Source organism: Streptococcus mitis (assembly GCF_009496285.1).
GTDB lineage: Bacteria > Bacillota > Bacilli > Lactobacillales > Streptococcaceae > Streptococcus > Streptococcus mitis_BP.
In genome coordinates, this window is the sequence record NZ_WIJK01000002.1 from 74,879 (window position 1) to 88,913 (window position 14,035).

Sequence of the window (14,035 nt, forward strand, 5' to 3'; positions counted from 1 at the left end):
TTCTGATAATTTAATCTTAGAAAAGAGAATCAATCTTATGTCAAAAGATATTCGAGTTTTACTTTACTATAAATATGTCCCAATTGAAAACGCAGAACAATTTGCGGCAGACCACTTGGCTTTCTGTAAATCAATCGGCCTCAAAGGTCGTATCCTAGTCGCTGACGAAGGGATTAACGGAACTGTTTCTGGTGACTACGAAACAACCCAAAAATACATGGACTATGTTCATAGCCTTCCAGGTATGGAAGACCTCTGGTTCAAGATTGACGAGGAAAGTGAGCAAGCCTTCAAGAAGATGTTTGTTCGCTACAAGAAAGAGATTGTCCACCTTGGCTTAGAGGATGATAACTTTGACAACGACATCGACCCACTTGAAACAACAGGTGCTTACTTGTCTCCAAAAGAATTCAAAGAAGCTCTTCTAGACGAAGATACAGTTGTCCTTGATACTCGTAACGATTACGAGTATGACCTAGGTCATTTCCGTGGTGCTATCCGCCCAGACATCCGCAATTTCCGCGAGTTGCCACAATGGGTTCGTGATAACAAGGAAAAATTCATGGACAAACGTGTCGTAGTTTACTGTACTGGTGGAGTCCGCTGTGAAAAATTCTCAGGTTGGATGGTCCGTGAAGGCTACAAAGATGTCGGTCAATTGCACGGCGGAATTGCGACTTATGGTAAAGATCCAGAGATTCAAGGAGAACTTTGGGATGGGAAAATGTACGTATTTGATGAACGTATTGCAGTCGATGTCAACCATGTCAATCCAACCATTGTAGGGAAAGATTGGTTTGATGGAACACCGTGTGAACGTTATGTCAACTGTGGAAATCCATTCTGTAACCGTCGTATCTTGGCATCAGAAGACAACGAAGATAAATATCTCCGTGGCTGCTCGCACGAGTGCCGTGTTCACCCACGTAATCGATATGTTTTGGACCATGAATTAACACAAGATCAAGTCATCGAGCGTTTAGCAGCGATTGGTGAGAACCTAGATCATTCTGAAGTTGTATAAAAGTAGGACAGTCCTGACGGGCTGTTTTTCTATGCTTTTGACCAAAAAATCTTAAATTTGTTTCTGCATCTTTCAGGAAAATGGTGTATACTATATGTAAACGATTTCAAAGGAGACCATTATGGTTAAAATATTTTTTATTCCAAATAAACAAAGTATTTTAGGACAACAGGAGATTCTTACAGCTAAATCAATTTTAGGTTTGATAGAAGGCTTAGAGTCCCATAGTTATGATGCTGTTTACCTCCGTCAACCTCTCAATCGCCTTGAATATATCGAGTGTGGAATCGTAGGCAAGTCTCAATTTCTCTTTAAAGTTCGATATCTAGATACTCAAGAAGGCTATCAAGTAATCATTCCTGACTTGATTACAAGAGCTGACTGGGAGATTGTAGAAGGACTCTTACGAGCTTTGTCTAGCAAGGTTGGTGAAGCAGTTGAAGGCTTGGCAGACTTTGATTTGGAAAACTATTTCCAAGAAACTGTTAAGAATTATCTAGCTGATAAAGCTGCTCGTTTAGGTTTCTGCCAGGGTATTCTATCACCTGTCTACTTTGATAAGAAAGATTTGGAAAGTTTCTTAGAAGAAGATGGCTTGACACGTTTTGAAGAGCTAGTTAAGAGAGTTCAAGGGTCAGATGCCTATCCTTCCAGCGCTAAATTCTATCCAGATGGTGAAGGTAAGGTTCATGGTATCTACCACCTGGCTCAGGGAGTAAAAACCATTTTACCAAAAGAGCCGGTGATTCCAGCTCCTTACGTGGAGCAATTGGTTGGCAAGGAGCTTGTTTGGGAGATTGACTTGGTGAAAATCTCTGGAGATGGCTCAAAACCAGAAGACTATGAAGCAGTAGCTAGACTGGATTATCAAGCCTTCTTAGAAGCTCTTCCAAAGGAACTTTGTCAGGATTTGGACGCTAACCAAATAGAGGTAGGACCAGTTTCAGGAGAGGATTTTGAAGTCTTAGCAAATAGATAAATAAGGAATCTGTGAAACAAAAGTTTCTATAAAGTTAAAAAGCGAACAAGATTAGTTTTCTGATTATCAGAATTCTGTCTAGTTCGCTTTTTTGTTTCTAAAATTTTATAGTAATGATCCTCTAAAGCTAATATCTTTCTATCTCGCTACCTTTATCTTACATAAAAGCTAGAATTCGGAGATAATCAAAAACCAGTGCCATTTCTGCTAGGAAAAAGAGAAATAGGACGCTTCCGTTGACGAGGACTGCGAAGAGAAGACGGTAGAAAGGATCAGTTTTACTATCCTTACTCGGTCTTGAGATGATGTAGAGGTTGCCAAGTAGAACCATACCAATACTAATGAGACAGAGAAGAGCCGCAAAGCGTAGGCCGTTAAAGAAGGCAAAGAAGCTAGAGACGCCTGTCAGTAGGATAGGAAGGGCGAAGAGCCTGCCATACTCTTGAAAGGCTCTTTCCAGTGTCCAATCGCTGTCCTGATCGACAAAACGTTTGACTACGAATCCACCCATGAGGATTGAAAAGAAGAAGAGGCTTGTCGCTACTAAGATAGAGAAGATAGAAAAGAGATTGAGAGATGGGAATTGTTCCACGAAGTGAGCATCGATACTTACCATACGGCCGTAGTAGCTATGTTTGGCATGGTAAACAGTAAAGAGGAAACTCGTAGTAGAAAAGATAGTTAGGAGTGCAAAGGCATTATAACTATGTTTTTTATCTGTATCAAAACGAGCTGTCGGCTCTTTCAGAGCACCTAGTAGCCAAGTCCAAAAATCAGCCAATTCTTCTTTGAAGATTGCAGTTTTTGTAGGTGTAGGGTCTGGTAAAAATGGGCTTTCCAAAGATTTGCTGATTAAAGGTTTGCTGATCTGAGAAACTTCTTTAACAGGTTCTTCTGACTTCTCTGTTTTTGTTGCCAGTTCTTCTTCAGCCTCTACTTTTTCTAGACCAGCATCCTGTTCTTCTTCAGCCTCTATTTTTTCTAGATCAGCATCCTGTTCTTCTGGCTTTTCTTGAGGGTTTTCCTCAACTACTGGCAACTCTTCTTTTTCTTTTAGTTCTTCCTCGGGAATGACTGGATCAGATGGACTTTCTTTTTTCTCATTGTTGGCTGTTTTCTCGAAATCAGCACTTTCGAACCATTCTTGAGTCATGATGGGACCTCCTTTTTGATTAGTAACTTTTTATTCATGATGTCTATAAGAAGGCGAGCGAACATCCTCTTTTGGTAGATTGATGTCTTGACCAGCTTTTGCGACAAGTAAATCTTGTGTATCTTTTTTCTCTGATTTGTAAGGATTAGAGAACTCTTCATCTTCCTTGTTTTCCTCGTTTGGATTATATCCTTCCCGACTACGATGATAGATGGAACCATGGTCAGAAGAAAGTTCTACATTAATTCTCTCAAGTTCTTTTTTAGCTAGCTTGATGATCATATCTTTTTTTGACTCTAGCTCTACCTTACCATGTACTTGAATATCCTCAGCAGAGATATGTTCATGGTCTGCTTGGATGCGGCTATCTGTTAGACTGGTTTCAAATACATTGACAATTCCAGTTGTGATCAGTTGGCTATTTTTAATCTCGCTATCAGTGATACGAAGGAGATATCCATTTGACAGAATCTTGGCATTGCTGAGTTTTGCATTAGCAATTGAAAGGATACGATGGTTTACCTGGGCAGTTAGATTTTTTAAGTCTTTTCCTCTTGGTAATGAGAGAACAACTTCATCATTGCGACTAGAAATTCCGCTTGCGATATAGAGAATACCCTCGATACTAGAACCTATAGAGCGACGTGTAGTTGACTTGGTGTCAGTTATTTCAAGACTTTTCTCTTTGATAGAGTGTTGAAGATTTTCTTTTTCAGAGATGGTTGGATGATACTGGAGGTGGATCTTATCATCGTTTGACTCCGTAATGACGAGCGAATGTTCTTTTAGTGAAATGTTTAGATTTTCAATATCTTGGTCAAAAACGAGCTCTTCCATTCGACTTTCAAATACTGGATTTTGAGACATTGCAAGGAGGCTTCTGACTCCGTCTGTTTGGATGCCAATGATAATCATTGAAAAACCAATGATACTAGTAACAACACCAAAGATAAGAAATCCTTTTGTCCATTTACGCATGTCTTTCACCTCTCTTTCCTCTATTAAGAATCCATTGGATAAGTCGAAGGACTAGTAATCCAAAGAAACGTGTTACATAGGAAGTTGCTAGCAAAACTAGGGACGAAGCTCCGATTGCCAGTAAACCTCCACCAAAAATCAGAATAAAAGCAGATGTCGATTCAGCCAGAACGTAGAAGCTTTCAAATAGGAGAACGCCTCCTAGGATTAGTCCAGCTACTGATACAGCAAAGAAGGCTATAAGTACGCTGACAGCAGCGATAAAAATCCCGATGATAGCCATGAGAAGAGCAATTCCGACTGGAATTCCGATAGGAGCTGCAAGGAGGGCTAGAAGAGCGATGCGTAAAATATGGCGGTCGTTCTTACTGGAATTTTCTTCGTTGATTTTCTTATCAAGAAGTGTAGTCAGGATATCATGGGCAGCTTCTTTTGGACTTCCTAGGCTAGCTATTAGGTCTTCCTCACCTTCTGGACCAGCATCATCAAAAAGTTCTTTGAAGTAGTCCATGGCTTCGATGCGATCAGATTGAGGCAGCTTCATCAGATAGGCTTCAAGCTGATTCAAATATTCAGTTCTTGTCATGGCGAATGCTCCCTTCTATGATGCCATTGATGGTGTCAGTGTAGAGTGTCCACTCTTCTCTGAGTACAAATAGTTGCTCCTCTCCAATGTCTGTCAAGGAGTAGTACTTCCGCATCCGACCTTGGTATTCGCGAGAGTATGTAGTCAGATAGCGGTTGGTATCCAGTTTTTTCAAGATGGGGTAGAGGGTGGATTCCTTGATTTTGGCAATGAGTTTAATGGTTTGGCTAATCTCATAACCATAGGAATCCCCTTGTTCTAGGATGGCCAAGATGAGAAATTCAATCAAAGCCGCTGATGTTGGAAAATACATGGGGCACCTCCTTTTTTAGTATGTAAAAATTTTATATATAATTATTCTACACATACATCATACATCTAAATGTAAGCCCTGTCAAGTAATATGTGTAAAAATTTTATATATAAAAAATCTCCTAGTAAAAACTAGAAGATTAGAGGATTTTATCCGCTCGATCCACCATAAAGAGGGCGATTGTCATGATGATATCAATTACTAGAAGAATCAGTACCGCTGGAACCCAAGACTGGAACATGTTAAAACTGTAACCAAAGAGAGTTGGTCCAAAGGCAGCTAAAATGTAACCACCGGTCTGGGCAAGACCAGATAATTGAGCCGTCTTTTCAGGAGAGCTGGTTTTGATGGAGAAGCAAACCATGAGGTAAGGGAAAAGAGCGCTACAAGCAGTACCAATCAAGAGATGGGCAACCAACCAGTAAAAGAAATTACTGCTAGGGTATAGAAGCATGGCAATTCCTAACATACCAGCCAGAGAGATGACTGTTAACATGATTTGACGGTGACGATTGGACAAATGAGTTGTTAAACTTGGAATGGTCATCGAGAAGGGGATACTAATCAGTGAAAAGATAGAAGCCAGAAGACCAGCGTCCGTATGAGCTAGCCCTGCACTGATGGCCATGGTTGGTAACCAGGTCATACTGGTATAGAAGAGTAAGGACTGTAGTCCACCGAAGACAATAATAGCCCAAACTTGCTTGCTTTTTAGGATATTCTCTTTTTCTGTTTTCTCTTCATGCCCTTCTAGAAAATGATTGTGGCCATGGTTGGGGAACCAGGCCAATAAGGTTAGCAGGCAGACCATGGACAGGCAGAGAATCAGCCCCTTCCAAGATGTTGCCTGAGTAATGGGTACAGAGAGGTAGGAAGCTAGTGCTGTCGCGATTCCCATAGTCGTAACATAAACCGTTGTCAGGAAGCTAATCTTTTGTGGGTAGTTTGCCTGAATCATACTAGGAAGAAGTACGTTAAAAATAGCGACACTTGCTCCGATGAGTAAGGTTCCCAGATAGAGAAGGGGAAGATTGAAGATACGAATCACTGAACCGATGGTTAAGACGAGGAGGCTGTAGGTAAAAAGATGCTCAAGTCCAATCTTTTGAGCCAAACGCGTCGCAAAAGAGGAGAAAAGAGCAAACATCAAGAGAGGAAGGCTGGTCAAAACCCCAAGTGAACTGACCTCAACTCCTAAACCTTGAGCAATATCTCCCAAAACAGTTGGTAAGGCCGTAAAAGGAGCTCTTAAGACCGCTCCGATTAAGATAATTCCTAGAATAAAAAAGAGTGATCGTTTGTTCATGTGCACCTCAATAAACTGATTTTGATAACAGCTTATTTTAAGGCTTTTTCCCATAGATGTCAAGATGGTGTGAGGGAATCGGCTATTTAGCTCAGTGAAATCATGGGTAAAAAGAAGGAGAGATTTACTAGTTTTTTTCTGGGATTCAAATAAAAATAGGAAAGTCAGGAAATTTGTGATAAAATAGTGAAAGAAAATCTATACATTGGAGAACTGCTGTGTCTGAAAATCGGAAATTTAGCGTCTTGATGTCAGTCTACATCAAAGAAAATCCTGTCTTCTTAGAAGAGGCTGTAAAAAGTATCTTACATCAAACGCTCAAACCTAGTGAAGTGGTTATCGTTGAAGATGGTCCACTGACACCTGAACTATATCAAGTTTTGGAGGAATTGGAAGCACAGTCAAGTATTCCAATCAAACGCTATCCATTGGAGCAAAACCGTGGTTTGGGCTTGGCACTACAGTATGGTGTTTTGCAGTGCCAGTATGACGTCATTGCCCGTATGGATACGGATGATATCGCTGTTGAAGATCGTTTCGAGCAACAGTTTGAATTGATGGAAACAGAAAATTTGGACTTGCTAGGTGGTCATATCGCAGAATTCATCGACCAACCTGACGAAATTGTTTCTTACCGTCGTGTGCCGATTAAGCATGAGGATATCATTGATTACCAACGTATGAGAAGTGCCTTTAATCATATGACTGTTATGTTTAAAAAAGAGATGGTTCTCAAGGCAGGTAACTACGAAGATGGGCTCTATATGGAAGACGATTTGCTCTGGCTCAATATGATTAGTGCTGGTGCTCGAACTGGAAATGTGGATCAGATTCTTTGTAAGGTACGCGTGGGAGCGGGGATGTTTGAACGTCGTGGTGGCCTTCGCTATCTCAAACTCTATCGCCAAGCACGTCAAAGAATGCACGCGCGTGGACAGATTTCTTATGGCGAATATCTGAAAAGTGTTTTAATCCAAGTTGTCGTTGCCCTATGTCCAGGCTTTGTCCGACAGTTCATATTTTTAAAACTATTGAGAAAAAGCAAATAACTAATCGGTTTTAGAAAAATGTCTTGTAATTACTAGAAAATGTGATTTTGTGTAGGAGGATACCATTCACATGAATAAAAAAATGACAGATTATGTAATTGATCTGGTTGAAGTGTTAAATAAACAACAAAAACAAGTCTTTTGGGGGATTTTTGATGCTGCCAGCATGATTTCCTCAATCATTGTTTCTTATATCTTGTTTTATGGATTGATCAATCCAGCTCCTGTGGACTATGTCATCTATACAAGCTTGACCTTCCTTTTCTATCAAATCATGATTGGATTCTGGGGGCTCAATGCTAGCATTAGTCGTTATAGCAAAATCACAGACTTTATGAAGATATTCATTGGAGTAAGTGTCAGCAGTGTCTTGTCCTATCTCCTTTGCTATGCCTTCTTGCCACTATTCTCTGTGCGTTTCATCGTTCTCTTTATCTTGCTCAGCACCTTCTTGATCTTGCTCCCACGTATTGCTTGGCAGTTGATCTATTCTAGACGTAAAAAGGGTGATGGAGAAGGGGAACACCGTCGTACATTCTTGATTGGTGCGGGAGACGGTGGAGCTCTCTTTATGAACAGCTACCAACATCCTACGAGTGATCTTGAGTTAGTGGGTATTTTGGATAATGATGAGAAGAAAAAAGGTCAAAAACTAGGTGGAATCCCAGTCTTAGGATCTTATGAACAGTTACCAGAACTCTCAAAACGTCATCAGATTGAAAAAGTTATCGTTGCGATTCCTTCTCTTGATCCATCCGAGTATGAGCGTATCCTAAAAATGTGTAACCAACTTGGCTTGAAGTGTTATAAGATGCCTAAGATTGAGTCAGTTGTACAAGGATTGCATCCTCAGGTAGGTGGTTTCCAAAAAATCGATATTACTGACCTTTTGGGACGTAAAGAAATTCAACTAGATGAGTCACGCCTAGGCTCAGAAATTACTGGAAAAACCATCTTAGTGACAGGTGCAGGAGGTTCTATCGGGTCTGAGATTTGCCGTCAGGTTAGTCGCTTTAATCCAGAGCGCGTGGTTCTCTTGGGGCATGGGGAAAACTCTATTTATCTGATTTATCATGAATTGATTCGTAGCTTCCAAGGAATTGACTATGTTCCTGTGATTGCAGACATCCAAGACTATGATCGCTTGCTTCAAGTATTTGAGCAGTACCAACCAGCCATTGTTTACCACGCTGCTGCCCATAAGCACGTGCCGATGATGGAGCGTAATCCAAAAGAAGCCTTTAAAAATAATATCCTCGGAACTTACAATGTTGCCAAGGCAGTTGACGCCGCTAAGGTACCGAAGATGGTTATGATTTCGACCGATAAGGCCGTTAATCCACCAAACGTAATGGGAGCTACCAAACGTGTGGCAGAGTTGATTGTTACAGGATTCAACCAACGTAGTCAATCTACCTATTGTGCGGTTCGTTTTGGGAATGTTCTTGGTAGCCGTGGTAGTGTGATTCCAGTGTTTGAGCGTCAGATTGCAGAGGGTGGTCCAGTGACTGTGACGGACTTCCGTATGACTCGTTACTTTATGACCATTCCAGAAGCTAGCCGTTTGGTGATCCATGCAGGAGCTTATGCTAAAGATGGAGAGGTCTTTATCCTTGATATGGGCAAACCAGTTAAAATTTATGATTTGGCCAAGAAAATGGTTCTTCTTAGTGGACGTACTGAAAATGAAATTCCGATTGTAGAAGTGGGGATTCGTCCAGGTGAGAAACTCTATGAGGAGTTGTTGGTATCTACTGAATTAGTTGATAATCAAGTCATGGATAAGATTTTTGTTGGTAAGGTTAATGTCATGCCACTTGAAGTCATCAATCAAAAGATTGAAGAATTCCGTGCCTTGCAAGGTTCAGAGTTGAAGCAAGCCATTATCGGTTTTGCCAATGAAACAACTCACACTGATTAAAAACAAAACTAAGGTATTATCCCTGGAACTCTTTTTGACAGGAGGGAAGGGATAGTATCTTTTTTTCTAGATTTGGAGAGATTTTCAGAGTTTTTTGAACAAACTTGTTATTAGTGAACAGATATGATAAGCTATAGTAAATAAAAAAATTAGGGAGTAACTTATGATTAACGCTTAATAAGAATTTCTTTAAAGGTTATGTAGATTTTACAGGCCGTTCAACACGTTCAGAGTATTGGTGGATTTGGCTAACAAACATACTACTTCTTATCCCTCTTTATTCAGCATACTTTAATGCTATATTTAGCGAAGGAGAAGAGGGTGCTTTTCTTGCCTTGGGTGGACTCGCTATTGTCTATATGATTTTCGGTCTTGCCCTAATCTTACCTATGTTAGCTTTGACAGTTCGCCGTCTCCGTGATGCTGGTTTTCACTGGGCTCTGATTTTTGTACATTTTATTCCCGTGGTTGGAGGAATTGCTTTACTAGTCTTGTTAGCTATGCCCACTAAGGAAGTAGAAATAGTCACTATCGACAGATCTAAAGAAGTTGAAACCGAAGAAGTTTCCCCCTTTGAGTAATGTAACCAGTGTGGTGAAAGGCATTTTTCCTAGTCAAGTACAAACAAAAAGACTCCCAAGTCTAGGAGATGCTAGATTTGGGGGTCTTTTGCTTAATCTTTCTTTTGTAAATGATTTAAAATATCCTCTGTTTGGTGAGCGATCCAGTCAGGATTATAGCCCATGAGGTCTTTCTCATCACCGAATCCCCAGGTTACCGCTAATTTCTTAATGCCAGTTTCTTGGGCACCAATCATATCAAACTTGGTATCTCCGATAATAACCACTTTTTCTGGCTCCAAGTTATGAGTTGTCAAAGCTTGACGGATGACATCTGCCTTGTGTAGGGCTTGAGGGCTTGAACCATAAATGCCATCAAAGAAGTGGTCAATCCCAAAATTGTTAGTCATGTCAACTGCGGTTGGTGTATTCTTCGTAGTAGTGATATAAAGAGGATAATGCTCAGCTAGTTCTACGAGTAAATCTTTGATATGTGGAAAGAGTTGGGCTTCGTACACACCCTTTTCCTTATAATAAGAACGATAGAGCTGGATGGCTTCCTCTATTTGCTCAGCTGGTAAACAACTAGCAAAGCTGGTTTCTAGTGGGGGACCCATAAAACCTCGAATGGTTTTGGCACCAGGACTAGAAACTCCAAGTTGGTCAAAGGTATAGGTGAAACCATTATGGATACCGATAGAACTATCAACTAGCGTTCCATCTAAGTCAAAAAAGATAGCAGATATAGATGACATTGATTCTCCTCATAATGATGAAATTATTCGCCGAAGATTTCTTTTTGAAGGCGACGACCTGTAGGTGTGGCAGCGAGCCCCCCTTCAGCAGTTTCACGAAAGGCAGTTGGTAAGCTAGATCCTACTTGATACATGGCGTCAATGACCTCATCAACTGGAATTTTTGATTCGATACCAGCCAGAGCCATATCGGCTGCGATGAAGGCAAAACTTGCTCCCATGGCATTCCGCTTGACACAAGGAACTTCAACCAAACCTGCAACGGGGTCACAGATTAGGCCGAGCATGTTTTTGATAACGAAGGCGATAGCCTGGCTCGCTTGATAAGGTGTTCCGCCTGCAGCTAGAGTTAGGGCAGCGGCACTCATGGCTGAAGCTGAACCGACTTCGGCCTGGCAGCCACCTTCGGCTCCCGAGATAGAAGCGTTGTTAGCAATCACGAGTCCAAAAGCACCTGCAGCGAATAAGAAGTCTAGTTGTTGTTCATGAGTTAAATCCAACTTTTGAATAGCAGCAGTGAGAACGGCTGGAAGGCAGCCTGCACTACCAGCAGTAGGTGTTGCACAGACCAGTCCCATCTTGGCATTGTGTTCATTAACGGCGATAGCATTACGGGCTGCAGACAAGACAGTGAAGTCTGATAGGGTCTTTCCTTTTTTGATGTAGTGGTCAAGCTTGGCAGCGTCACCACCTGTCAAACCACTACGAGATTTTTTTTCACTAAGACCAAGCTCAACTGAAGCTTTCATGACTTCAAGGTTGCGCTCCATGAGAAGGAGAACTTCTTCTCGTTCACGACCTGTTAGCTCAAACTCGGTCGTAATCATGAGTTCAGCAACATTTCCTTGAAAATCAAGTTCGGCTTGTTCGACTAATTCTTTGATAGAATAAAACATATTTTCTCCTATTGAAAGAAATTGACATTATGCAAATGAGGAATTTTACGAATCTCTTCGATAGATTCATCACAGTTGCGACTATCAACTTCGATAATCATAATGGCTTTCTCACCAGCTTTTTCTCGGGTTACATTCATTTGGGCGATGTTAATGTCAAAGCGAGAGAGAGCCTCTGTTACATGAGCAATCATACCAGGAACATCCTGATGAACGATGATAATGGTAGGGGTGTTCATGTTGAGGGATACGGCAAAGCCATTGAGCTCTGTTACCTGGATATTTCCACCGCCGATTGAAATTCCTGTCACACTGATGGTCTTGTGCTCATTCTTAACAGTGATTTTCGTAGTATTTGGGTGAGGGGCGTTACTGTCTTTCTGAATGGTCCAAACAATTTTGATGCCACGCTTGTGGGCAATTTCTAAACTATTTGGAATTTCTGGATCATCTGTTTCCATTCCTAAGATTCCAGCGACTAGGGCGAGATCAGTTCCGTGCCCTCGATAGGTTTTTGCAAAAGAATTAAAAAGCTGGAACTCGACCTCGGTTGGAGTATCGTCAAAGATAGAAGAGACGATTTTACCGATACGAACAGCTCCTGCCGTGTGACTACTAGATGGGCCAATCATGACTGGCCCAATGATATCAAAGACAGATTGAAAACGAAGTGATTGCATCTGTTTCCCCTTAAAAAGATTCTTAACTCTATTATATCAAAGATTAGATGCAAGCGCTCAATTCCATGATAAAATATCTAAACTCCCCATAAAGCCTATAAAATCAAGCCTTTTGTAACAAAAAGAGGCTATTTAAGTGAAATAAAACATAGTCTTGTAACATTTCTACATAAAACCGTCAAGAAACAGTAATAATAGTAGGGTATGATGGAAATATAAGAAAGAAGGAGAATCTTTTAATATGAAATCAACAACTAACAAAATTAAAACAGGACTTGTAGGAGTAGCAGCAGCGCTTGCTTTCCTTGCACCATCACTTACTTTTGCACAAGAAACAACAACTTACACAGTAAAATCAGGTGACACTCTATCAGGAATCGCTGAAAAATACAATACAACTGTTGAAAAATTGGCAGAAAAAAATAAGATTAAAGATATTCATTTGATCTATGTAGACCAAGTATTGGTTATTGATGGTGAAGCACCAGCAACTTCAGCTACGACAGCAGAAGCTCCAGTAGCAGCACCTGCAGCTACTGAAACAACAACTTATGAAGCGCCAGCAGCAAGCGTAACTGTAGCAGAAGAAACTGTTGCTACAACAGAAACTTCAGCATCAACTTCAACTGTAAGCGGATCTGAAGCAGAAGCTAAAGAATGGATCGCTCAAAAAGAATCAGGCGGTAGCTACACAGCTACAAACGGACGTTACATCGGACGTTACCAATTGACAGATTCATACTTGAACGGTGACTACTCAGCTGAAAACCAAGAACGTGTAGCAGACTCTTATGTAGCAGGACGTTACGGTTCATGGACTGCAGCTAAGAACTTCTGGCTTAACAACGGTTGGTACTAAGAACTGACGAACAAAATAAGATGCAAAAGTCGAGGGATTTCCTCGACTTTTTTTATATTTCCTTTGCTTGATAACAGGTCTCTACTTCCTTTTTGAGGTGAGATAGCATTGAGGTTTCATCAGTTAACTCCAGAAGTGAGAAGCCCTTTTGAATAAGATGATTATTACTAGTGCAAATACCTATTCGAACATAAGTGATAGACAAAATATCGTATCTTTTCTTTTTCTTGGCATCCTCTAGTAAGGTGTAGCAGATTTGTTGACAGGTATTTTTATCTTGGTTGTACAAGTAAATGGTGGACAGATTGAGTAGGATTGCCATTCGTAATTCATATAAATGTCGATAGTTTTTATATTCTTCCAAGCGCTGCAAGATTAGTTCAGTGATGAGGTGGAGGTGTTCGATGGGAAAGCTAAAAAGTATGGTGTTGAGGATTTTTAGGTCGCTTTCATACCATGTATCTTGTTTTTCAATTTTTTCCCAAAGCTTTTTGACCGTTTGTTCCACTTGGATTGAAAGCTGTCCTGTTCCATGTTGACGGATATAAATGACAACTTCCAGCATATCTCTGATTTCCTTTATAGGGAGATCGTGATAGATCTTGAGATAGTCTTGGCATGTTTCAAATAAATTGACTAGACTACTGGTACCAAAGATGGAACTCGTATTGAGATAGGTTTGCATGATTTCTGTTCGCTGGCTTGGCTGATAGAGATGGCAGATGTATTCAAACTCTTCAAAACTCATATTGACTTGATGGAGAAGAAACTCCATGTTTTCATATTTTGGAGTTGCCTTGCCACTTTCAAACTTGGAAAGACTGGTTCTTGAAAGGACATTTCCACAGACCTCTTCTTGGGTCAATCCTTTTGACTCACGTATGTCTTTATATACTTTTCCGAAATCATACCGCATGTTTTCTCCTTTTCGTGAAAAAAGTTAACAATAAATTGAATTTTATTAAATATATTGTAT

The 14,035-nt window shown here is 40.6% G+C and carries 14 protein-coding genes and 1 pseudogene; 6 read left to right on the plus strand and 9 right to left on the minus strand.

The window, feature by feature from the left end; genetic code table 11:
• Nucleotides 1-37 precede the first annotated feature (37 nt).
• Together GEZ89_RS01035 and GEZ89_RS01040 are read left to right on the plus strand one after the other, a co-directional pair.
• Entirely contained in the window at nucleotides 38-1,024 is a 987-nt protein-coding gene (locus GEZ89_RS01035) for a rhodanese-related sulfurtransferase (protein WP_153224669.1), read from the plus strand.
• Between the two features lie 121 nt (nucleotides 1,025-1,145).
• A complete protein-coding gene (locus GEZ89_RS01040) occupies nucleotides 1,146-2,003 on the plus strand; it encodes a DUF4299 family protein (protein ID WP_153224670.1) in 858 nt (285 codons plus the stop codon).
• Between the two features lie 157 nt (nucleotides 2,004-2,160).
• On the opposite strand, the gene GEZ89_RS01045 is transcribed toward GEZ89_RS01040, so the two are convergent.
• The 5 genes from GEZ89_RS01045 to GEZ89_RS01065 all read right to left on the minus strand — a co-directional run bounded on the left by GEZ89_RS01045 (nucleotide 2,161) and on the right by GEZ89_RS01065 (nucleotide 6,339).
• Complete coding sequence (locus GEZ89_RS01045) at nucleotides 2,161-3,156, minus strand: DUF6574 domain-containing protein (protein ID WP_153224671.1); 996 nt, start codon at nucleotides 3,154-3,156, stop codon at nucleotides 2,161-2,163.
• A 30-nt stretch (nucleotides 3,157-3,186) separates the two neighbouring features.
• Nucleotides 3,187-4,134 (minus strand): DUF4097 family beta strand repeat-containing protein, encoded by a 948-nt coding sequence (locus GEZ89_RS01050; RefSeq protein ID WP_153224672.1) that lies wholly within the window; start codon nucleotides 4,132-4,134, stop codon nucleotides 3,187-3,189.
• A complete protein-coding gene (locus GEZ89_RS01055) occupies nucleotides 4,127-4,720 on the minus strand; it encodes a DUF1700 domain-containing protein (protein WP_153224673.1) in 594 nt (197 codons plus the stop codon). The genes GEZ89_RS01050 and GEZ89_RS01055 overlap by 8 nt, the downstream gene beginning before the upstream one ends.
• Nucleotides 4,707-5,033: a PadR family transcriptional regulator gene (locus tag GEZ89_RS01060; protein ID WP_153224674.1), complete on the minus strand. Its 327-nt coding sequence runs from the start codon at nucleotides 5,031-5,033 to the stop codon at nucleotides 4,707-4,709. The genes GEZ89_RS01055 and GEZ89_RS01060 overlap by 14 nt, the downstream gene beginning before the upstream one ends.
• A gap of 139 nt (nucleotides 5,034-5,172) precedes the next feature.
• Nucleotides 5,173-6,339, minus strand: a complete 1,167-nt coding sequence (locus GEZ89_RS01065) for a CynX/NimT family MFS transporter (RefSeq protein ID WP_153224675.1) — start codon at nucleotides 6,337-6,339, stop codon at nucleotides 5,173-5,175.
• Nucleotides 6,340-6,557: 218 nt separating this feature from the next.
• On the opposite strand from GEZ89_RS01065, the gene GEZ89_RS01070 reads away from it, so the two are divergent.
• The 3 genes and pseudogenes from GEZ89_RS01070 to GEZ89_RS01080 form a co-directional block, all read left to right on the plus strand.
• Nucleotides 6,558-7,388, plus strand: a complete 831-nt coding sequence (locus GEZ89_RS01070; protein ID WP_281335395.1) for a glycosyltransferase — start codon at nucleotides 6,558-6,560, stop codon at nucleotides 7,386-7,388.
• 70 nt (nucleotides 7,389-7,458) lie between these two features.
• Nucleotides 7,459-9,309: a polysaccharide biosynthesis protein gene (locus tag GEZ89_RS01075; protein ID WP_153224676.1), complete on the plus strand. Its 1,851-nt coding sequence runs from the start codon at nucleotides 7,459-7,461 to the stop codon at nucleotides 9,307-9,309.
• Between the two features lie 179 nt (nucleotides 9,310-9,488).
• Nucleotides 9,489-9,890: pseudogene (locus GEZ89_RS01080) on the plus strand (DUF805 domain-containing protein); the annotation flags it as partial.
• Between the two features lie 92 nt (nucleotides 9,891-9,982).
• On the opposite strand, the gene GEZ89_RS01085 reads toward GEZ89_RS01080, so the two are convergent.
• Genes GEZ89_RS01085 through sdaAB form a run of 3 tightly spaced genes read right to left on the minus strand, consistent with a single transcriptional unit; the run spans nucleotide 9,983 to nucleotide 12,200 of the window.
• Nucleotides 9,983-10,624, minus strand: a complete 642-nt coding sequence (locus GEZ89_RS01085; RefSeq protein ID WP_153224677.1) for an HAD hydrolase-like protein — start codon at nucleotides 10,622-10,624, stop codon at nucleotides 9,983-9,985.
• 23 nt (nucleotides 10,625-10,647) lie between these two features.
• Nucleotides 10,648-11,520, minus strand: coding sequence for an L-serine ammonia-lyase, iron-sulfur-dependent, subunit alpha (gene sdaAA, locus GEZ89_RS01090; RefSeq protein WP_045762454.1), 873 nt, complete (start codon nucleotides 11,518-11,520; stop codon nucleotides 10,648-10,650).
• A gap of 8 nt (nucleotides 11,521-11,528) precedes the next feature.
• Nucleotides 11,529-12,200, minus strand: a complete 672-nt coding sequence (gene sdaAB / locus GEZ89_RS01095; RefSeq protein WP_153224678.1) for an L-serine ammonia-lyase, iron-sulfur-dependent subunit beta — start codon at nucleotides 12,198-12,200, stop codon at nucleotides 11,529-11,531.
• Between the two features lie 241 nt (nucleotides 12,201-12,441).
• Here sdaAB and GEZ89_RS01100 point away from each other — a divergent pair, with 241 nt between their 5' ends.
• Nucleotides 12,442-13,059, plus strand: a complete 618-nt coding sequence (locus GEZ89_RS01100) for a LysM peptidoglycan-binding domain-containing protein (protein ID WP_153224679.1) — start codon at nucleotides 12,442-12,444, stop codon at nucleotides 13,057-13,059.
• A 52-nt stretch (nucleotides 13,060-13,111) separates the two neighbouring features.
• On the opposite strand, the gene GEZ89_RS01105 is transcribed toward GEZ89_RS01100, so the two are convergent.
• Nucleotides 13,112-13,975, minus strand: a complete 864-nt coding sequence (locus tag GEZ89_RS01105; protein ID WP_153224680.1) for a helix-turn-helix domain-containing protein — start codon at nucleotides 13,973-13,975, stop codon at nucleotides 13,112-13,114.
• Nucleotides 13,976-14,035: the final 60 nt, after the last annotated feature.